This window comes from Rhodococcus sp. KBW08 (assembly GCF_003852455.1).
In the GTDB taxonomy this organism is placed as follows: Bacteria; Actinomycetota; Actinomycetes; order Mycobacteriales; family Mycobacteriaceae; genus Rhodococcus_F; species Rhodococcus_F baikonurensis.
On record NZ_QAJJ01000012.1, the window covers coordinates 107,154 to 126,321 of the forward strand.

At 61.4% G+C, this 19,168-nt stretch carries 21 protein-coding genes and 4 tRNA genes; 24 read left to right on the forward strand and 1 reads right to left on the reverse strand.

The window, feature by feature from the left end:
* Positions 1–93: 93 nt before the first annotated feature.
* Positions 94–957 (forward strand): zinc metalloprotease HtpX, encoded by an 864-nt coding sequence (gene htpX / locus DBV08_RS17210; protein WP_029254860.1) that lies wholly within the window; start codon positions 94–96, stop codon positions 955–957.
* Positions 958–1,027: 70 nt separating this feature from the next.
* Here the strand turns inward: htpX and DBV08_RS17215 are convergent, their stop codons facing one another.
* Positions 1,028–1,519, reverse strand: coding sequence for a YajQ family cyclic di-GMP-binding protein (locus DBV08_RS17215; protein WP_003941854.1), 492 nt, complete (start codon positions 1,517–1,519; stop codon positions 1,028–1,030).
* 224 nt (positions 1,520–1,743) lie between these two features.
* Between DBV08_RS17215 and DBV08_RS17220 the strand changes: the two genes are divergently transcribed.
* From DBV08_RS17220 to DBV08_RS17330, 23 genes are all read left to right on the forward strand, one after another.
* Positions 1,744–1,826, forward strand: a tRNA-Tyr gene (locus DBV08_RS17220).
* A 299-nt stretch (positions 1,827–2,125) separates the two neighbouring features.
* Positions 2,126–2,198: transfer RNA gene (locus tag DBV08_RS17225), tRNA-Thr, on the forward strand.
* A gap of 45 nt (positions 2,199–2,243) precedes the next feature.
* A tRNA-Met gene (locus tag DBV08_RS17230) sits at positions 2,244–2,316 on the forward strand.
* Positions 2,317–2,377: 61 nt separating this feature from the next.
* Positions 2,378–2,545 carry a 50S ribosomal protein L33 gene (gene rpmG / locus DBV08_RS17235; RefSeq protein ID WP_003941903.1) on the forward strand — a complete coding sequence of 56 codons (168 nt, stop codon included), beginning with the start codon at positions 2,378–2,380 and terminating at the stop codon, positions 2,543–2,545.
* Between the two features lie 86 nt (positions 2,546–2,631).
* Positions 2,632–3,186 (forward strand): (3R)-hydroxyacyl-ACP dehydratase subunit HadA, encoded by a 555-nt coding sequence (gene hadA, locus DBV08_RS17240; protein ID WP_019744315.1) that lies wholly within the window; start codon positions 2,632–2,634, stop codon positions 3,184–3,186.
* On the forward strand, positions 3,173–3,598 hold the full coding sequence (hadB, locus tag DBV08_RS17245; protein ID WP_095970338.1) for a (3R)-hydroxyacyl-ACP dehydratase subunit HadB: 426 nt from the start codon (positions 3,173–3,175) through the stop codon (positions 3,596–3,598). Before hadA ends, hadB begins: the two co-directional genes overlap by 14 nt.
* 173 nt (positions 3,599–3,771) lie before the next feature.
* Positions 3,772–3,844: transfer RNA gene (locus DBV08_RS17250), tRNA-Trp, on the forward strand.
* 31 nt (positions 3,845–3,875) lie between these two features.
* Positions 3,876–4,379, forward strand: a complete 504-nt coding sequence (gene secE, locus DBV08_RS17255; protein WP_172436548.1) for a preprotein translocase subunit SecE — start codon at positions 3,876–3,878, stop codon at positions 4,377–4,379.
* Positions 4,380–4,463: 84 nt separating this feature from the next.
* The gene (gene nusG / locus DBV08_RS17260) at positions 4,464–5,300 is read left to right on the forward strand and encodes a transcription termination/antitermination protein NusG (RefSeq protein ID WP_095970336.1); all 837 of its coding nucleotides are present in this window, start codon (positions 4,464–4,466) and stop codon (positions 5,298–5,300) included.
* 66 nt (positions 5,301–5,366) lie between these two features.
* On the forward strand, positions 5,367–5,801 hold the full coding sequence (gene rplK / locus DBV08_RS17265; RefSeq protein WP_003941896.1) for a 50S ribosomal protein L11: 435 nt from the start codon (positions 5,367–5,369) through the stop codon (positions 5,799–5,801).
* A gap of 109 nt (positions 5,802–5,910) precedes the next feature.
* Positions 5,911–6,630, forward strand: a complete 720-nt coding sequence (rplA, locus tag DBV08_RS17270; RefSeq protein ID WP_003941982.1) for a 50S ribosomal protein L1 — start codon at positions 5,911–5,913, stop codon at positions 6,628–6,630.
* Positions 6,631–6,749: 119 nt separating this feature from the next.
* Complete coding sequence (locus DBV08_RS17275) at positions 6,750–7,442, forward strand: hypothetical protein (RefSeq protein ID WP_124568222.1); 693 nt, start codon at positions 6,750–6,752, stop codon at positions 7,440–7,442.
* A 402-nt stretch (positions 7,443–7,844) separates the two neighbouring features.
* Complete coding sequence (gene rplJ / locus DBV08_RS17280) at positions 7,845–8,429, forward strand: 50S ribosomal protein L10 (RefSeq protein ID WP_003942074.1); 585 nt, start codon at positions 7,845–7,847, stop codon at positions 8,427–8,429.
* A 78-nt stretch (positions 8,430–8,507) separates the two neighbouring features.
* Complete coding sequence (rplL, locus tag DBV08_RS17285; protein WP_003941857.1) at positions 8,508–8,894, forward strand: 50S ribosomal protein L7/L12; 387 nt, start codon at positions 8,508–8,510, stop codon at positions 8,892–8,894.
* A gap of 259 nt (positions 8,895–9,153) precedes the next feature.
* Positions 9,154–10,275 carry an ABC transporter ATP-binding protein gene (locus tag DBV08_RS17290; protein WP_311715677.1) on the forward strand — a complete coding sequence of 374 codons (1,122 nt, stop codon included), beginning with the start codon at positions 9,154–9,156 and terminating at the stop codon, positions 10,273–10,275.
* Positions 10,276–10,284: 9 nt separating this feature from the next.
* Positions 10,285–11,079, forward strand: a complete 795-nt coding sequence (locus tag DBV08_RS17295; RefSeq protein ID WP_003942038.1) for an ABC transporter permease — start codon at positions 10,285–10,287, stop codon at positions 11,077–11,079.
* Positions 11,080–11,084: 5 nt separating this feature from the next.
* Positions 11,085–11,945 carry an ABC transporter permease gene (locus tag DBV08_RS17300; RefSeq protein ID WP_003941894.1) on the forward strand — a complete coding sequence of 287 codons (861 nt, stop codon included), beginning with the start codon at positions 11,085–11,087 and terminating at the stop codon, positions 11,943–11,945.
* Complete coding sequence (locus DBV08_RS17305; protein ID WP_003942007.1) at positions 11,942–13,303, forward strand: MCE family protein; 1,362 nt, start codon at positions 11,942–11,944, stop codon at positions 13,301–13,303. The genes DBV08_RS17300 and DBV08_RS17305 overlap by 4 nt, the downstream gene beginning before the upstream one ends.
* Positions 13,300–14,379: an MCE family protein gene (locus DBV08_RS17310; protein WP_003941932.1), complete on the forward strand. Its 1,080-nt coding sequence runs from the start codon at positions 13,300–13,302 to the stop codon at positions 14,377–14,379. Before DBV08_RS17305 ends, DBV08_RS17310 begins: the two co-directional genes overlap by 4 nt.
* On the forward strand, positions 14,376–15,371 hold the full coding sequence (locus DBV08_RS17315) for an MCE family protein (RefSeq protein ID WP_003942053.1): 996 nt from the start codon (positions 14,376–14,378) through the stop codon (positions 15,369–15,371). Before DBV08_RS17310 ends, DBV08_RS17315 begins: the two co-directional genes overlap by 4 nt.
* A complete protein-coding gene (locus DBV08_RS17320; RefSeq protein WP_124568224.1) occupies positions 15,371–16,624 on the forward strand; it encodes an MCE family protein in 1,254 nt (417 codons plus the stop codon). Before DBV08_RS17315 ends, DBV08_RS17320 begins: the two co-directional genes overlap by 1 nt.
* Positions 16,621–17,898: an MCE family protein gene (locus DBV08_RS17325; RefSeq protein WP_003941859.1), complete on the forward strand. Its 1,278-nt coding sequence runs from the start codon at positions 16,621–16,623 to the stop codon at positions 17,896–17,898. Before DBV08_RS17320 ends, DBV08_RS17325 begins: the two co-directional genes overlap by 4 nt.
* The gene (locus tag DBV08_RS17330; protein ID WP_124568225.1) at positions 17,895–19,142 is read left to right on the forward strand and encodes an MCE family protein; all 1,248 of its coding nucleotides are present in this window, start codon (positions 17,895–17,897) and stop codon (positions 19,140–19,142) included. Before DBV08_RS17325 ends, DBV08_RS17330 begins: the two co-directional genes overlap by 4 nt.
* The last annotated feature ends 26 nt before the right edge of the window (positions 19,143–19,168 follow it).

A 19,168-nucleotide genomic window follows, 5' to 3' on the forward strand; every position in this document is an offset into this window, starting at 1 on the left:
ATGACCCTGTCCTTCGTTGACTGAACAGACCCGGTGCACACGCCGGGCAGTTCGGGTGAGCCTTCGGCTCCGGCGAGGCAAGAGGTGAGCAGTTTGCACGGCTACGCGAACGGTGCGAAGACATTCGGGTTGTTGGTGGGGATGTCGGCGCTGATCGTCTTCATCGGCTCGCTGTTCAACAGCCCGTTCCTTCTATGGGGATCCGTTCTGTTTGCCGTCGGCATGAATGCCTACGTCTACTTCAACAGCGACAAACTGGCGCTCCGATCGATGCGCGCGCAGCCCATCACCGAGGTCGAGGCACCGGCGATCTACCGGATCGTGCGCGAACTCGCCACGACAGCGCACCAACCGATGCCTCGGCTGTACATCAGTCCCACGAACGCCCCGAACGCGTTTGCCACCGGCCGTAGCCCTCGCCACGCCGCGGTATGCGTGACCAGCGGCATTATGCAGATTCTGAACGAACGCGAATTGCGGGCCGTGCTCGGGCACGAACTCTCCCACGTCTACAACCGGGACATACTGATTTCGTCCGTTGCCGGCGCGATGGCCAGCGTCATCTCGGGTCTGGCCAACTTCGCTATGTACGCGAGCATCTTCGGTGGCCGAGGGAACGGGCAGGGAAGTAATCCGATCGCGCTGCTGCTCGTCTCCCTGTTGGGACCGATCGCGGCAACCGTGGTCAAGCTGGCCGTCTCGCGCTCTCGCGAGTATCAGGCCGATCAATCGGGAGCCGAGCTCACCGGTGACCCGTTGGCGTTGGCGTCGGCGCTACGCAAGCTCGAGTCGGGCGTCGCGGCCGCGCCGTTGCCGCCCGAACCGAAGCTCGCCGCGCAGTCTCACCTGATGATTGCCAACCCCTTCAGAGCGGGGGACAAGGTGAGCAAGCTGTTCTCCACGCATCCGCCCATGGCGGACCGGATCGAGCGCTTGGAGAAGATGGCCGGGATGTAGGGCCTTCGGCCCCTGTGCGCGGTTAGGCAGTCCCAGGACTCCTTAACCGCGCACAGGGGCGCAGCCCCTACTACCGGTAGTTCACGAACTGCAGGGCGATCCCGAAGTCCTCACCCTTGAGCAGGGAGATGACGCCCTGGAGGTCGTCGCGCTTCTTGCTGCTCACACGAAGTTCTTCACCCTGGATCTGCGCCTTGACGCCCTTGGGGCCCTCGTCGCGGATCTTCTTGGTGATCTTCTTCGCGTTCTCGCTGCTGATGCCCTGGACCAAGGTTCCGGACAGCTTGTAAATCTTTCCGGACTGCGCCGGCTCGCCGGCATCGAATGCCTTCAGCGAGATGTCACGACGGATCAACTTCTCCTTGAACACGTCGAGGGCGGCCAGCAGTCGCTCCTCGGTGTCGGCGTTCAACGTGATCGTCTCTTCACCAGACCACTCGATCGACGCTCCCGTGTTTCGGAAGTCGAAACGCGTGGTCAACTCCTTGGCAGCCTGATGTAGGGCGTTGTCCACCTCTTGACGGTCAACCTTGCTCACCACGTCGAAGGACGAATCAGCCACTTCACACTCCCGCTTTCCGGTAGTTCACGAACATCGAGTTCCGCCCACCTTCCATACCGGTGGACACCTCGACGTTATCGGGTCGGCACCGCCCGTTACCACCCGGTTTGCAAAATGGGGGTGTGTTCGTTGTATTCTTCTCACCGCACCGAGGAAGCCGTTTTCGGCCGCCGCACGTCGCGATATACTTGCGAATGCGCCGGATCGAAGCCTGGTGCAAGCACGGCAGATTGCCCGAGCGGCCAATGGGAGCGGACTGTAAATCCGTCGGCTTATGCCTACGTAGGTTCGAATCCTACATCTGCCACCCCAAGTCAGCCCCGATTCTCTTCACGAGAGTCGGGGCTGACTTTTTTTGTGCGTGTTCCGAGGTCGGGCGCGCTGGTGACGCCGACGCCGGCCGCGGCTCAGGGGCGCCGGGGGAGGGTTTCGGGGGAGTACAGGGTCAAGCGGGTTCCCGCAAAGCCCTCGCCAGCGGCCCCGATCGGTGCAACAATGGGCTCCGGCACCATTTTTGCCCCGATGACCAGCGGATTTGGTGCTGGCGCTCGTTCGTGTGTAATCTTTCGGAGGCTTCAAGAGAGCGGCAACGCACTCCTGAGCCACGCCCCCTTAGCTCAGTCGGTAGAGCGTTTCCATGGTAAGGAAAAGGTCAACGGTTCGATTCCGTTAGGGGGCTCGCTGGATTGTGGTGCCGTGCTTTCCGCGCGACACTCGACACCGAGGCGGTGTAGCTCAGTTGGTAGAGCAAACGACTCATAATCGTTGCGTCGCCGGTTCAAGTCCGGTCACCGCTACACAATATGCATGATCCACCCTGATTGCTCGTAATCAGATACACCCGAAAGAAGGCATCCCGTGGCCTCCTCGACCGACGTTCGGCCCAAGATCACCTTGGCCTGCGAGGTATGCAAGCACCGCAACTACATCACCAAGAAGAATCGGCGCAACGACCCCGATCGCCTGGAGCTCAAGAAGTTCTGCCCCAACTGCGGAACCCACCAGTCGCATCGCGAGTCGAAGTAGTAAGTCCTTAACAGGACGACGATTTTCGCGGAAGACCCTCTCTGGGCCTGCGTCTTCGGGTCCTAGCTAGAAGAGAGTCTCACCGCGTGACAGATTTGCAAGAGAACCAGGCAGCGGCCGAGGTCCCTACGGACCCGGCCGCTCATGCCGTCCAGATGGTCGGTCACCACTATCGTGTCGAAGACTTCTACGAGGTCGGACGCGAGAAGGTGCGCGAGTTCGCTCGCGCCGTCCAGGATGCTCATCCCGCGCACTACGACGAGTCGGCAGCCAAAGGCCTCGGATACGACGGCCTGATCGCTCCCATCACGTTCGTCGCCATCGTGGGTGCCATTGCTCAGCGTCGTCTGTTCGAAGAGATCGTCACAGGCTACGACCTGAGTCAGATTCTTCAGACCGATCAGCGACTGGTGCTGCACAAGCCCATGCAGGTCGGTGACCGACTCTTCTGCGACGTCTTCCTGGATTCGTTCAGGCAGGCCGCAGGTAGCGACATCATCGTGACCAAGAACATCATCACCGATCAGAACGACGAAGCAGTTGTCACCACGTGGACGACGCTCGTTGCTCGTACGGGTGGGGAAGTGGACGAGAACATCGCCCACGCAGTCAAGGACGTGATGATGCATGTCGCTTCGTAAATTTTCCGACGTCACTGTCGGCGAACTTCTCCCCGAGAAGTCCGTCACCCTGACGCGTGGAAACCTCGCCAACTACGCGGGTGTTTCGGGAGATCCCAATCCGATTCACTTCAGTGACGAGGTCGCACGACTTGCCGGCTTGCCGGACGTCGTCGCGCACGGCATGCTCTCCATGGGTATCGGTGCCGGCTACGTCACCGAATGGCTGGGAGATCCGGGCGCAGTGACCGAGTACAACGTACGGTTCACGAGCCCGGTGATCGTGGCAGCCGACAAGGCGGCCGAGATCGAGTTCACCGCCAAGGTGAAGTCGGTCGACGAAGAAAGCAAGACTGCAGTACTGGCAATCGTGGCCAAGTCCGAAGGTAAGAAAATCTTCGGTCGGGCCACCGCCACGGTCCGTCTAGCCTGATCGCAGGGCGGATTGTGTTTGTTCCGGGGCTTTGAAGTACACTGAGATTTCTGGGATTCCTCAGCGCTGCGCGCTGCCCTGAATGTTGCAAGACATTCACCTCGGGTAGCGCGTATGTTGTGTGATCGCAGAACGGTTGATTCAGGCAGGGTCTACCTGTCGAGGTCAACCAAAGGGGCGTAGCTCAACTGGCAGAGCAGCGGTCTCCAAAACCGCAGGTTGCAGGTTCAAGTCCTGTCGCCCCTGCCCCCGGATGCCAGCGACTGAGAGGAACGACGTGAGCGAGGAGCGCGCCAAGCGCGACGCCGACACTTCGGATGCGGAGACTTCAACGTCTGCCGATTCGACCGGTGTCGACGACACTGCAGCTGACGCGACTACGCGTTCCGATCTGTCGCTGGACAAGGACGGTGCCGAGAAGGCACCCTCCGCACCTAGTGGGGTTTCCAACAAGCCGACCGGCAAGCGCGCTGCACGCGGCGCCTCGGTCAGCGCGTCCACCGTGAAGACTCCGGCCCGGACGGCATCCCGGACATCTTCGGCCAAGCCGACTGCAACGAACCCCGGCAAGAAGCCCAAGGCGAAGAAAGACAACATCTTCAAGCGCCTGCGCAAGTTCTTCCGCGAGGTCATCGCAGAACTCCGTAAGGTCATCTGGCCGAACCGCAAGCAGATGATCACCTACACCAGCGTCGTGCTGACGTTCGTGGTCTTCATGGTCGCTTTCATCAGCGGCGTCGATATCGCTGTGATCAAGGGTGTCACCTGGCTGTTCGGCTGATCGCCGTAGCAGCCGGGCGTCTTTGCCTGCGAGCGCGACAAGACCCGACCCGGGTCCGAGTAACGAGAGGAAGCGAGTGCCCCAGTGAGCACCCCCGAGAACGACACGAATGAGGCTTTGGCCGAAGAGCGTGTTTCTGCCGAGGCGGCAGCCGAAGTAGACGTCGTGGTTGCCGAAGGCACCGATGTGGACGTTGCTGAAGGCACCGACGCAGACGCTGCAGCGACCGAGGACGTCATCTCCGACGATGCCGAGAACTCCGACGAGGCCGCTCCCGCCGCCGAGCTCGAGGTCGAGGATCCCGTTGCCGAACTCAAGGCTGCGCTTCGTCGCGCCCCGGGCGACTGGTACGTCATCCACTCGTACGCCGGTTACGAGAACAAGGTCAAGACCAACCTCGAGACTCGCGTTCAGAACCTCGACGTCGGTGACTACATCTTCCAGGTGGAAGTTCCCACCGAAGAGGTCACCGAGATCAAGAACGGCCAGCGCAAGCAGGTCAACCGCAAGGTTCTGCCCGGATACATCCTCGTTCGCATGGAGCTCAACGACGAGTCGTGGGGCGCCGTGCGCAACACGCCTGGCGTCACCGGTTTTGTCGGTGCCACGTCGCGTCCCTCGCCGCTGACCCTCAACGAGGTCGTCAAGTTCCTGCTCCCGCAGCAGGAGCAGAAGAAGCAGCAGGCTGCAGCGGCCGCCGTCGCAGCAGGCGAGGCACCGTCCGAGTCCTTCGGCAAGCCCCTCATCGAGGTCGACTTCGAGGTCGGCGAGTCGGTCACCGTCATGGACGGCCCGTTCGCAACCCTTCCGGCCAGCATCAGCGAGGTCAACGGCGAGCAGCAGAAGCTCAAGGTTCTCGTGTCGATCTTCGGTCGTGAAACCCCGGTTGAGCTCAACTTCAACCAGGTCGCGAAGATCTGACCGCCCCAAAACTTGCAAATTGTTCGACGCAAGACACACACCCAAGCTAGAAACTAGGAACTAGAGATGCCCCCAAAGAAGAAGAAGCTCGCCGGGCTCATCAAGCTGCAGATCCAGGCAGGTCAGGCTAACCCTGCACCTCCCGTGGGTCCCGCGCTCGGTCAGCACGGCGTGAACATCATGGAGTTCTGCAAGGCCTACAACGCGGCGACTGAGTCCCAGCGCGGCAACGTTGTGCCGGTCGAGATCTCGGTCTACGAAGACCGGACCTTCGATTTCAAGCTGAAGACCCCTCCCGCCGCCAAGCTGCTCCTCAAGGCAGCCGGCGTCGCCAAGGGCTCCGGCGAACCGCACAAGACCAAGGTCGCCTCGGTGACCATGGATCAGGTGCGCGAAATCGCGAAGACCAAGGCTGAAGACCTCAATGCCAATGACATCGAGCAGGCCGCGAAGATCATCGCCGGCACCGCTCGTTCCATGGGCATCACGGTCCAGGGCTAGTAGTCCGCTCCACAGCATTACGTGGGAGGGCCGGCCAGGCCCCGACCACAACTGAACCATTCACCACTGCACAGGTAATTCGCTGCAGTGATAAGTAAGGACAGAACAAATGGCAAAGCGCAGCAAGGCGTACCTCGCCGCCGCTGAGAAGATCGACGCAGACAAGCTCTACAGCCCGCTTCAGGCTGCAAAGCTCGCCAAGGAGACGTCGTCCACCAAGATGGATGCAACCGTTGAGGTTGCAGTTCGTCTGGGCGTCGACCCCCGTAAGGCTGACCAGATGGTCCGCGGAACGGTCAACCTGCCCCACGGCACCGGTAAGACCGCTCGCGTCATCGTGTTCGCTGTTGGCGAGAAGGCAGCAGAAGCCGAGGCTGCAGGCGCTGACGTAGTCGGTGCAGAAGACCTGATCGAGCGCATCCAGGGTGGATGGGTCGATTTCGACGCCGCAATCGCGACTCCTGATCAGATGGCCAAGGTCGGCCGCATCGCCCGTGTCCTCGGACCGCGTGGCCTGATGCCGAACCCGAAGACGGGCACCGTCACGGCGGATGTCACCAAGGCTGTCAACGACATCAAGGGCGGAAAGATCAACTTCCGCGTCGACAAGCAGGCCAACCTGCACTTCGTCATCGGCAAGGCATCGTTCGACGATGAGAAGCTGGTGGAGAACTACGGCGCAGCCCTGGACGAGATCCTGCGTGCGAAGCCCTCGTCGGCCAAGGGACGCTACGTGAAGAAGATCACGGTCTCGACCACCACCGGTCCGGGCATCCCGGTGGATCCGAACCGTACTCGCAACCTCCTCGAGGATGCTGCAGACGCGTAAGCAGTCCGCATACGAACAAGAAGGCCGGCAGGGATCAACTCCCTGCCGGCCTTCTTGTCTGTTTCGGGAGGGAGTGATCCCTGCCGGTGGTATCGGTCCAACGGTGGCATCATCGGGGTATGCACGAAGCGTTCCAGTTCCTCGGAAACTTTTGGTGGCTGATCTTCGTTTTCGGCGGCACCATCGGTGGGGCGCTGAAAGGTGTCGCGGTTGCCAACGAAAGGCGGATCGAGCGCCGGCAAGAGCGCTTCCGGCTCAAGCAGCAGACCAAGGTCGCCATCGCGCAGGCCAACGCACAACATCACGCCGACGAAGAAACACAGCGCCGAGAGCTGGCCAAGGTAATCGAGCAGCACGATGCGGTCGACGACCGATGGTTCTCATACGAGCTCGATCCGGTCACACTGCTCGACACCCCGATGATGACGGACATGCGTGAGCCTTTGACGGCCGATTTTCATCGAGCCAAATATCGTGCCGATCTGCTCCGTCCAGGCAATCCGGAGACGATGATCGGCAACCAGCAGGCACAAACCGAGTATCGCGAGGCGGTGCACGCGTACTCGATCGCCTTCGAGATCGCGGAAGCGGAGGCGAAGCGTCGCCGACGGAGCGGATTCACCCTCGACGAACAAGAGCGCCTGGTACGGGCGCAGCGTCTGCTGCGACTGGCCATGGACGAGGGCGCGACGCCACAGGAACGTCAGAGTGCGTATCGGAAGGCCCACAAGGAACTCGATGGGCTGCTGGTGTTGCCGGACCGAGCTCGGGCAGAGATCGAACACAAGATCGCCAGGGCTATAGGCGCGTGACGGACCCGATTTGGTTCTGCAGCGAGCAGTCAGGTAGTCTTCGAGGCGGAGTTCAGTGCTGGATATGAACTTCACCCCAAAATCATGTTCTACCCAAGACCGTTGGTGATTGCACTCAGTGATGAGTGTGGTTGAAAGTCCGGGAGTGCCCGGCGGCCCACGTAGGTGAACGAGGTAGGGGGATAGCTTGATGTAGTGGTTCTACAGTTTGCCTGGTTATGCACTGCTTTGCGTTGCATCGTTACGCTGATTCGTAAGCCTCTTCTTCATGTTTCCTCTGTACGCCCCGTGCGCTTGCGCCGGGGCGTTTTGCATGTCGCGGACTGTGTCTTCTCGGGTTCACCCCGATGAGGTGCAGCGGTTCCTGAGTGGGACAACGACTGTCACGAGAGGAGGCGAAGTATGGCAAAGCCTGAGAAGGTTTCCGCAGTTGCGGAAATCACCGAGCAGTTCAAGGGTTCGACCGCCGCTGTGGTCACGGAATACCGTGGCCTTTCGGTTGGCAACATCACGACACTGCGACGCGCTCTCGGAGAAGGTGCCACCTACTCCGTCGCCAAGAACACCCTGGTCAAGCGTGCCGCCGCAGAGGCTGGCATCGAGGGCCTTGATGACCTGTTCGTTGGTCCGACCGCCATTGCATTCATCAAGGGCGAACCGGTCGACGCTGCGAAGGCTCTGAAGAACTTCGCTAAGGACAACAAGGCGCTCATCATCAAGGGCGGCTACATGGACGGCGCTGCGCTGTCCGTGGAAGAGGTCAACAAGATCGCGGATCTCGAATCCCGCGAAATCCTGTTGGCAAAGCTTGCCGGCGCGATGAAGGGCAACTTGGCAAAGGCCGCAGGCCTGTTCAATGCTCCCGCTTCGCAGATGGCCCGTTTGGCCGCTGCCCTGCAGGAGAAGAAGGCTGCAGAAGGCGGAGCCGCAGAGGCCCCCGCAGAGGCTGCCACCGAGGCTCCGGCCGAGGCCGAAGCCGAAAGCTGATCCGCACCCGCGCATCACTGCTATAACCCCGCCCGGTCGCGGATCAGCGACATGGGACTTACAGGAAGGACCGCCACAATGGCGAAGCTCAGCACCGAAGAGTTGTTGGACCAGTTCAAGGAGCTCACCCTCCTCGAGCTCTCGGAGTTCGTTAAGGCATTCGAGGAGACCTTCGAGGTCACCGCTGCTGCTCCCGTCGCCGTCGCCGCTGCAGGCGCACCGGCTGCCGGCGCAGAAGCTGCTGAAGAGCAGGACGAGTTCGACGTCGTCCTCGAGTCGGCTGGCGACAAGAAGATCCAGGTCATCAAGGTCGTCCGTGAGGTCGTTTCCGGCCTCGGTCTGAAGGAAGCCAAGGACCTCGTCGAGAGCGCTCCGAAGGCCATCCTGGAGAAGGTTGCCAAGGACGCCGCAGAGGCTGCCAAGGAAAAGCTCGAAGCTGCCGGCGCAAAGATCGTCATCAAGTAAGACGGTTTTCCCGCTGCTCTTCGCGAGTAGTAACGAAGAGGGCCACTCCCCACGGGGAGTGGCCCTCTTTTTTTGAACTTTTTTCGCGGGTGATATGTCGGAATCCATGCAGGTGGGAGGGGTGTCCGAACTAGGCTGTGACCTGAATTATGCTTCTTCCCTACTCGTTAGTAGTATTCGCAGTCACGGGTACCACTCCCATGCGATAGAGTGACCCAACCCACACGGGTGCATGCATGCAACGGACGTCGCGGAGGTAATGGTGGGAGTCGAGGTAGCGGTACAAGGACTGACAAAGTCTTTCGGGTCGCAGAGGATTTGGCAGGACGTGTCGTTGACACTTCCCGCGGGTGAGGTCAGCGCACTGCTCGGGCCTTCGGGTACCGGTAAGTCGGTGTTCCTGAAGTCCCTGATCGGACTGCTCCGCCCTGAACAAGGCTCCATCGTCATCGACGGCACGGACATCCTGCAGTGCTCCTCCAAGGAGCTCTACGAGATCCGCAAGCTGTTCGGCGTTCTCTTCCAGGACGGCGCGCTGTTCGGCTCGATGAACTTGTACGACAACATCGCCTTCCCCCTTCGTGAGCACACCAAGAAGTCGGAATCCGATATCCGCAAGATCGTGATGGAGAAGTTGGACCTCACGGGTCTGGTCGGCGCCGAGGACAAGCTTCCCGGTGAGATCTCCGGCGGTATGCGCAAGCGTGCCGGTCTGGCGCGTGCACTCGTGCTCGATCCCGAGATCATCCTCGTCGACGAGCCTGACTCCGGTCTGGACCCGGTGCGTACGACGTACATCAGCCAGACGCTGATCGACATCAACGCCCAGTCCGACGCCACGATTCTGATCGTCTCGCACAACATCAACCTCGCACGTACGGTGCCGGACAACATCGGCATGCTCTTCCGTCGTCAGTTGGTGATGTTCGGTCCTCGCGAGGTGCTGCTCACCTCGGACGAGCCCGTCGTCAAGCAGTTCCTGAACGGAACGATGATCGGTCCGATCGGTATGTCGGAGGAGAAGGACGAGGCTCAGATGGCGCACGAGCAGGCGCTCGTCGACGCCGGTCACCACGCTGGTGGTGTCGACGACGTCGAGGGCATCGTGCCGCAGATGAAGGCCACCCCCGGAAACCCCGAGCGTCAGGCTGTTCGTCGTCGCCAGGAGCGCGTCCGCCAGATCATGCACACCCTCCCAGGTAACGCTCAGGCGGCAATTCAGGACAGCCTGGACGAGGTTGACGGAACTGGGCAGTACGATCCCCAGTACGCCGACGCGAGCGGCTATCAGGGGGAGTGGAACGACAACTCGCAAGACACGCAGGTCATTCCTGCATACGAGGGCGATCCGTACGGAAACACGACACACGGGCAAGGGTAGGCATATCGGATGGGGGTTACCCGCAACTCGGTTCTGAGTCCGGTCAACGGAGCATTAACTCAGGCCGGAAACATCGTCGAACTGTTCGTCGACGTCGTCAGGAATACGTTCCGGCGTCCATTTCAGTTCCGTGAGTTCATCGAGCAGGCCTGGTTCATCGCCAGCGTGACAATTTTGCCGACGGCATTGGTAGCCATCCCTTTCGGCGCCGTCGTCTCACTGCAGACCGGTTCGCTGATCAAGCAGTTGGGTGCAGAATCGTTCACCGGCGCTGCCAGCGTCCTGGCGGTGATCCAGCAGGGTAGCCCTCTGGTGACAGCGTTGCTGGTCGCCGGTGCGGCCGGATCGGCCGTGACGGCCGACCTCGGTTCGCGAACCATTCGCGAAGAGATCGACGCGATGGAAGTCCTCGGAATCAATCCGATTCAGCGCCTGGTGGTTCCGCGTGTACTCGCGATGGTGCTGATCGCTGTGCTGCTCAACGGACTGGTGTCCGTGGTCGGTATCGCGGGTGGTTACTTCTTCAACGTCATCCTGCAGGGCGGTAACCCCGGTGCTTACATCTCGTCGTTCTCAGCTTTTGCCCAGCTACCGGACATTTGGAGCGGAGAGATCAAAGCCGCGGTGTTCGGTGTCATCGCTGGTGTGATCTCCGCGTACAAGGGACTCCACCCGTCCGGTGGCCCGAAGGGCGTCGGTGAGGCGGTGAACCAGGCCGTCGTCATCACGTTCCTGCTGTTGTTCTTCGCCAATCTGATTCTGACGATGGTGTACCTCCAGATCGTGCCGGCGAAGGGATCTTGACCTAAATGACCATCGCACGAGGCCGCGGCGATCAGTTCCTGCTGAAGAGCCGCAAAGTTGCCAGAATTCCAGTGAACGCGTTGGACCGCGCAGGCGAGCAGATGTCGTTCTACGCGCGCGCCATCGCGTGGACTCCGCGCACCCTGCACCGGTATCGGAAGGAGACGCTTCGGCTACTCGCCGAAGTGACGTTCGGTAGCGGTGCGCTCGCAGTCATCGGCGGAACGATCGGCGTCATCGCGATGATGTCGGGATTCACCGGTGTCGTCGTCGGTCTGCAGGGCTTCGCAGCTCTCGAGCAGTTGGGAAGCTCGGTTCTGACGGGCTTCCTCTCCGCCTACGTCAACACCCGTGAGATCGCTCCGATCGTTGCGGCTCTTGCGCTCTCGGCCACGGTGGGTTGTGGTTTCACCGCGCAACTCGGTGCCATGCGAATCTCCGAAGAGATCGACGCACTGGAGGTCATGGCAGTTCCGTCGGTGCCGTTCCTGGTCACGACGCGCATGATCGCCGGCTTCGTCGCCGTCATCCCGCTGTACATCGTGGGTCTACTCGCGGCGTATCTCGCCTCGAGAGTGATCAGTACGGTGTTCAACGGGCAGTCGACTGGCTCGTACGACCACTACTTCAATCTGTTCCTGCCACCGCAGGACGTGCTGTATTCGTTCGCGAAAGTCCTGGTCTTCGCCTTCGTGCTGATTCTGATCCACTGCTACTACGGTTTCCATGCCTCGGGTGGTCCCGCAGGCGTCGGTGTGGCCGTCGGCCGCGCTGTTCGCGCCGCAATCGTGACGATCGCCGTTCTCGACTTCTTCCTCAGCCTTGCGATCTGGGGAACCACGACGACTGTGAGGGTGGCCGGATGATCGAGGCTCCGTCAGTCCTGCGCCGCCGTGTGCTCGGACTCGTGTTCTTCGTGGTGTTGGCCTTGTTCCTGGCCTTCACCATCGGAACCTTCAACAAGACGTTCAAGGACGTCGTGAAGATCGACCTCGTGACCGATACCGTCGGAAATGCCTTGCCACCCAACGCTGACGTCAAGGTTCGTGGGCTGCTTGTGGGCGAGGTGCGGTCCGCGTCGACGAAAGACGGCCAGGTCACGTCGGTCCTCGCGATCGAGCCGGACAAGGCCGATCTGATTCCGTCCAATGTCACGGCGCGTCTGCTTCCGAAGACGCTTTTCGGTGAGCGATACGTCTCCCTGATCATTCCGGAGGGAACCACCGCGACCCCGATTTCCGCGGGAACGGTGATCCACCAGGACAAGAGCGGTAATGCTGTCGAGGTCGGCGACGTTCTGGACGGGCTGCTCCCACTTCTGCAGGCCATTCCGCCGCAGGATCTGGCGAACACTCTCGGTTCTCTCGCGCAGGGTCTGACGGGGCGCGGAGCCGAGCTCGGTCTGACGGTCGATCGTCTCGAGGAGATCTTCCGCGGCGTCAACACCGAGCTGCCCGCGGTGCAAGAGGATCTGCGCAAGTTCGCGGACTTCTCCCAGACGTACTCGGACGCAGCGCCCGATCTGATCAACGCTCTCGACAATCTGCGGACCACGGGTAACACGGTGGTGCAGAAGCAGGACCAGTTGCGGACACTGCTGGCGTCGCTCACCGTGACATCGTCGGACACCGCAGCCTTCCTCGAAGCGAACTCGTCCTCGATCATCACGCTCGCTGCGGATTCGAAGGAAGCTCTCCAGCTTCTGGCTCAGTACTCACCGACCTTCGGGTGCACGTTCAAGGGCTTCTCGGACACCGCTCCGGAAGCTGCCAAGATCCTGTCCACCGACGCGCCCAATCCTGGTGTGCGTGCGAGTATTCAGATCGTGAACCCCAAGGGTCGCTACCTGCCCAACCAGGACGAGCCACGACTCGTCGACAACCGCGGCCCGGTTTGCTACGACAACGTCACCGAGCCCGGTCGTCCGTTCCCGCAGTACCCCGGCGGTTCGTACGGTGATGGTTCCTACCAGGTTCCCTCCCGCAATCCAGGTCCCGCCACCATGGAATTCCTGCCTGCACCCGAGGGCTCCGGACCTCAGTTGTTCTCGACCAACAACAGCGGTCCTGCTCAGCAGGCCGGCTACGCGGGCTCGAAACTCGAAGAGGATACGTTGAAGGTGATCTACGGACAGGCCAACGGTGTTGCGCCGGACGATGTTCCGGCGTGGACCACGATGGTCAGCGCTCCGGCATTCGCAGGTGCGGAGGTGAGCGTCCAATGAGAGGACTCGCAGCTCCGCTGACAAAGCTCATCATCTTCGTGGTGGTGACGGTCCTGGCGACAGGACTGCTGGCAGCCAGCATCGCCAACCTCGGCGGTGGTGGCGGTACCAAGTTCAACGCCGTCTTCTCCGACGTCACGTCGTTGAACGAGGGCGACGAGGTCCGCATTGCCGGTGTTCGTGTCGGCCAGGTCGAGAAGATCGCCATCGTCAACGACAACCAGGCCGAGGTTCAGTTCTCGGTATCCGACCGTGATTGGTTGCCGGCCAGTTCCATTGCCACCATCCGGTTCCGCAACCTGGTGGGGCAGCGATACATCTCGCTCTCGCAAGGTGAAGGCAGCCAGGGCAAGAAGATCACCGGCGGCGATACCCTGCCGCTGTCCCAGACGCGCCCGGCAGTCAATCTCACGACACTCTTCAACGGCTTCAAGCCGCTGTTCACCACCCTGAGCGCGGACGACGTCAACAAGCTGTCGTACCAGATCATCCAGGTCTTCCAAGGCGAATCGGGCACCATCAGCGAGCTCGTGCGCAACACCGCGAGCCTGACCAACACCGTCGCGGACAAGGACGCCGTCATCGGGGCGGTGATCAAGAACCTCAACGACGTTCTCGACACAGTCAACGCGAACGACAAGAACCTCGATTCACTGATCGTCAACACCCAGCAACTCGTCACCGGGTTGGCCAACGAGCGTGGCGTGGTCGGTTCGGCCGTCACCTCACTTGCCGGCCTGACCGACGCGACGGCCGACCTGCTCGAGCCGACAAGGCCGTCCATTCAGGGTTCGATCACGGCTCTCAACACGTTGGCGACCACACTCAACCGTCGGAGTGACGACGTGAACGCGGTGCTCGAAACCTTGCCGGTCAAGCTCGAGAAGCTTGCTCGCGTAGCGAGTTACGGTTCCTGGTTCCAGTTCTACCTGTGCGGAATCGACATCGTTGCCGGTCCAGGACAGTCTGCGTCGCTGAATCTGCCCACCGGCCTGCCGACGGTCAATCAGCCGATTTACACCAACGCGGCCACGCGATGCACTCAAGACGGTATGAGGGAGTTGCAAGGTCGATGAGCAAACGTCGCAGTCCGGCAATGGCCGGAGCCATCGGTATCTTCGTGGTGCTGCTGGCCACTTTGTCCGCGTTCTTCCTCGATTCGCTTCCGTTCGTGGGAGCAGGCTCGTCCTACTCGGCCGAGTTCTCCGAAGCTGCGGGTCTCAAGCCTGGTAACGAGGTTCGTATCGCCGGCGTGAAGGTCGGCAAGGTCACTTCCGTAGATCTCGACGGTGACCGTGTTCTCGTCGACTTCAAGGTCAGCGACGCGTGGGTGGGAGATCAAACCTCTGCGTCCATTCAGATCAAGACGATTCTGGGACAGAAGTACCTAGCACTCGATCCGCGTGGAACCGACAACCTCGATCCCAAGGACCGGATTCCGCTCGAGCGCACCACGTCTCCGTACGACGTCGTTCAGGCCTTCTCGGCCGCAGCGGACACGGTCGGCGACATCGACACCGACCAGTTGGCGAAGAGCATGGAGACGTTGTCCCAGGCATTCTCCGAGACACCTGGCGATGTCCGCGCGTCGCTCGACGGTGTCAGTCGGCTGTCGCAGACGATCGCGAGTCGCGATCAGGACCTGCAGAAGCTCTTCGCCGCCACCGGGAAGACGTCGCAGATTCTTGCTGACCGCAACAAGGAATTCACCCAGCTGATCCGGGACGGCGGACTGCTGGTGCAGGAGCTCAACAATCGCCAGCAGGCGATTTCGCAGCTGCTCACCGGAACTCAGCGCGTCTCTCAGCAGCTCACCGGTCTCGTTCGTGACAACGAGGCGGCAATCGGGCCGGCGCTGACGCAGCTCAACGGCGTCATCGACATCCTGAAGGCCAACAACGAGAACTTGGACAAGGCACTGAAGCTCTACGAACCCTTCATTCGCTTGTACGCCAACGTGGTCGGCAACGGCCGTTGGTTCGACCAGGTCGTCGTGAACCTCCTTCCGCCGGGTCTGCCGGATATTCCGGGCTACCGTGACCCCGTTCGTACGTTGGGAGGCAACTGATGGCTGATACCGCCGAAGCCGGAAGCGGCTCCAAGAAGCGCTCGATCGCGATCATCGCTGCTGTTCTGATCGGATTACTCGTGATCGGTGGTGCGCTGTGGTGGGTGTTCACTCGCGCCGGTACCACCAAGATCACCGCCTACTTCGACAAGTCGGTGGGTATCTACGACGGGTCCGACGTTCGTGTTCTCGGAGTGAAGGTCGGCACCGTCGAATCGGTCGAACCTCAGGGAGACCAGGTCAAGGTCGAGTTGCGTGTCGATCGGGGGATCGACATCCCCGCCGGTGCCAGCGCCGCTCAGATCACGCCGTCGGTGGTTGCCGACCGCTACATCCAGCTGACCCCGGTCTTCACCGGTGGCGACAAGATGGTCAGCGGTGCAGTAATTCCGATCGAGAAGACGGCGACGCCCGTCGAGGTCGACCAGTTGTACTCCAGCATCGACGAACTCGCGTCGGCGCTCGGTCCCGAGGGCGCCAACAAGAACGGCGCGTTGTCCGATTTCGTCGAGACCGGTGCGGCCAACCTCGAGGGCAACGGCGAAGCGTTGGGGGACAGCATCACCAACCTCTCGGATGCTGCTCGGACGCTGAATGATTCGCGTGACAACATCTCGCTGACCATCAAGAACCTGGATACTTTCGTGGGCGCACTCGCGGCCAACGATCAGCAGGTGCGTCAGTTCAACACTCAGCTGTCGGATCTGACCGGGTTCTTGGCGGGTGAACGCGACGACCTCGGCGCCGCCCTGAATCAGCTGTCGATTGCTCTCGGCGACGTCGCGAAGTTCGTGGCCGACAACCGTGATCAATTGGTCCAGACAACCGAGGGACTCGTCGAACCGACACAGACACTGGCGAACAACAAGGAAGCGCTCGCCAACACGCTCACCATGCTTCCGCTGGCGATCTCCAACCTCGTCAACTCCTACGACGCCGAATCAGGTGTGCTGGCTTCACGTCTGGCGTTCCCCGATCTGCAGAACCCGGCCGGGGTGCTCTGCAAGTTGATGGACCTCGGCAAGCTGTTGCCCGGTGATCCGCGATTCGAGGCGCTGGGACGGCAGATGCAACCGGCCATCGACCAGTGTGCAAATGTCGCCGCGATGACCGATGCAGCGAATCAGGCCGCAGGACTGAATCTTCCCTTCGGCATCCTCGCCGGATCCGAACGTCAGATGCAGGTAGTTCCGGGCACTGTGCCTGGCGTCGTGTCACCGCGACTCAACAGTGGAAACGGGGAGGGCGAGTGAAGCGTTCATTGATAGTCGGCGCCGGACTGTGCGCCGTCCTGATCTCGGCAACCGCCTGCTCGTCCGAGGGCATCTACGCGGTCCCGCTTCCCGGCGGTCCCGATGTGGGTTCCGATCCGATGCACTTGACCATTCAGTTCGACGACGTGCTCGACTTGGTTCCGCAGTCCGCTGTGAAGGTCGACGGTGTTCCCGTCGGGCGCGTCGACGACGTGTCCGTCGGACCGGACGGATGGACCGCGGACGTCGGTATCATCCTCGACTCGTCGGTTGATCTACCCGCCAACGCAATTGCCGCGGTCGAGCAGACCAACCTGCTCGGCGAGAAGTTCATCCAGTTGTCGGCCCCGCCGTCCGGACCGGACTCTGCGAAGCTGGCCGACGGAGACCTGATTCCGTTGGATCGCACTCGCCACGCCACCGAGATCGAGCAGGTTCTCGGCGCATTGTCGCTGCTGCTCAACGGCGGCGGTGTGGGCCAGTTGCAACCCATCGTCGAAGAACTCGGTGCCGCGTTCGACGGTCGCGAAGGCAAGACGAGAAGCCTTCTGGAGCAGGCGAACACACTCATCGGCGGACTCAACGAGCAGCGTGACGACATCACACGCGCGCTCGACGGCCTGGATGTGCTCTCGACCCGCGTCAACGATCAGAACGAGAAGATCGGGAAGATTCTCGAGGAACTCCCCGTTGCGACACAGGTTCTCAACGAGCAGCGTCCGCAGTTGACTCAGATGCTCGCTCAGGTGGATCGACTCGGAACAGTGGGAACCGACGTCCTCACACAGTCCAAGGACGACCTGATCGCCGATCTTCAGGCTCTGCGTCCGACGCTGCAGGCGCTCGCAGACTCCGGTGACGACTTCGTCGGGGCACTTCCGTTCCTGCCGACGTTCCCGTTCCCGGACGGTGTCGAGAAGATTGCACAGGGTGGTTCCGTGAACCTCTTCCTGAGTGTCGACCTGCAGATCGGCAATACTCTCTCGGGTCTCGGTGTCGGACAAGGCGAACCGGAATACCGTCAGCCGAAGTTCGGCAATCCCAAGCCGGTAGTCGATCCGTCGAACCCGTACTACAACGGAAACGGCCCGCGTCCGGGTTGGCCGACGGTGTCACTGCTGCCGATCGCTCCGATTCTGCCGCAGGTTCCCGTTGTCGCCGGTCTTCCCGCCACAACAGCGGGTGATCCGGCAACGCCGGCGCCCGCGGCGAACCCACTCAACCCCATCCAGGGAATGCTGGAACAGTTCGGAATCGGCGGTGATGGACAGTGAGATCAGCTCTGGTCAGATGGCAGCTCGTCGGCTTTGTCGTGGTAGCGCTCCTGGGTCTCATCTACGTCGGCGCCAAGTACGTGCGCCTGGACAACCTCATGGGGTTCGGGCAGTACACGGTCAAGACCGAATTGGCCACGTCCGGTGGAATTTTCACCAACGCCGAAGTGACGTATCGCGGCGTGCCGGTCGGGCGAGTGGGCGACATGTCGTTGACCGAGGACGGAATTCAGGTCGACCTGAAAATCGACAACAGTGCTCCGGAGATTCCTGCATCGGCCCGTGCCGTCGTGGCTAACCGCTCCGCCATCGGTGAGCAGTATGTCGACCTCCAGCCCGATACCGATCAGGGACCGTTCCTCGAGGACGGCTCGGTGATCGCGGTGGGGGACACCACAACTCCGATCCCGATCGAGGATGTGCTGACCAGTGCCAACGGCTTGGTCAAGTCCGTGCCGGTCGACGCACTCCACACCGTCGCCGTCGAACTCGGTGCAGCGTTCAACGGCAAGGGCGAGGACATTCAGGTCCTGGCCGATTCACTGTCCGGTCTTTCGCAGTCCGGGCTCGACACTCTGCCTCAGACGCTCGCGCTGATTCGGAACAGTGAGACGGTACTGACGACGCAGTCGGATCAGTCCTCCGCGATCAAGCAGTTCAGCACCGATCTCGATGCCGTGACGGCGCAGTTGCGGACCAGTGATCCGGATATCCGACGCTTGATCGACAACGGCATCCCGGCGAGCGATCAGATTGGTGCCCTGATCAACGAGGGTGGTCCGAGCCTGACGACCGACCTGACAAACCTGGCGGCCACCACCAAAACGCTTGCACCGCGAACGATCGCGTTGCAGCCGTTCCTGATCTTCCTTCCCGGCCTCGCCGCTGCCGCACCGACGGTTGCTCCCGGCGACGGAACGGTCCATCAGGGCTTGGTGCTGGAGACCAACAATCCGCTCTCGTGCACGGTGGGTTACGAAGGCACCATGGCAATCCTGGACGAGATGAAGCGTCAGAACCCCAATTTCGACGACACGCAGCAGGATTTCCCGCTCAACACCGCGGCGTCGTGTGAGACGCCGCTGGGCAGCGAGACGGGCGTCCGCAGTGCCAACCGCGTGGTGTACGCCGATCCCGACACGATCCAGCCTTGGGACTTCAAGCCGAAGGTCGATCCGGACAAGTTGAACCTCAACCCGATCGCGACGCAGTTGGCGCCGTTGCTCGGAGTGACACCGAAGTAGACCGATCCGAATGTGATCGAGTTTGT

Bases quoted from the DNA above. Each gene is read 5' to 3' on its own strand.
- hadB (WP_095970338.1), top strand. From the start codon at position 3,173: ATGTCGCTTCGTAAATTTTCCGACGTCACTGTCGGCGAACTTCTCCCC.
- rplK (WP_003941896.1), top strand. From the start codon at position 5,367: ATGCCCCCAAAGAAGAAGAAGCTCGCCGGGCTCATCAAGCTGCAGATC.
- rplA (WP_003941982.1), top strand. From the start codon at position 5,911: ATGGCAAAGCGCAGCAAGGCGTACCTCGCCGCCGCTGAGAAGATCGAC.
- DBV08_RS17275 (WP_124568222.1), top strand. From the start codon at position 6,750: ATGCACGAAGCGTTCCAGTTCCTCGGAAACTTTTGGTGGCTGATCTTC.
- rplJ (WP_003942074.1), top strand. From the start codon at position 7,845: ATGGCAAAGCCTGAGAAGGTTTCCGCAGTTGCGGAAATCACCGAGCAG.
- rplL (WP_003941857.1), top strand. From the start codon at position 8,508: ATGGCGAAGCTCAGCACCGAAGAGTTGTTGGACCAGTTCAAGGAGCTC.
- DBV08_RS17290 (WP_311715677.1), top strand. From the start codon at position 9,154: ATGGTGGGAGTCGAGGTAGCGGTACAAGGACTGACAAAGTCTTTCGGG.
- DBV08_RS17295 (WP_003942038.1), top strand. From the start codon at position 10,285: ATGGGGGTTACCCGCAACTCGGTTCTGAGTCCGGTCAACGGAGCATTA.
- DBV08_RS17300 (WP_003941894.1), top strand. From the start codon at position 11,085: ATGACCATCGCACGAGGCCGCGGCGATCAGTTCCTGCTGAAGAGCCGC.
- DBV08_RS17305 (WP_003942007.1), top strand. From the start codon at position 11,942: ATGATCGAGGCTCCGTCAGTCCTGCGCCGCCGTGTGCTCGGACTCGTG.
- DBV08_RS17310 (WP_003941932.1), top strand. From the start codon at position 13,300: ATGAGAGGACTCGCAGCTCCGCTGACAAAGCTCATCATCTTCGTGGTG.
- DBV08_RS17315 (WP_003942053.1), top strand. From the start codon at position 14,376: ATGAGCAAACGTCGCAGTCCGGCAATGGCCGGAGCCATCGGTATCTTC.
- DBV08_RS17320 (WP_124568224.1), top strand. From the start codon at position 15,371: ATGGCTGATACCGCCGAAGCCGGAAGCGGCTCCAAGAAGCGCTCGATC.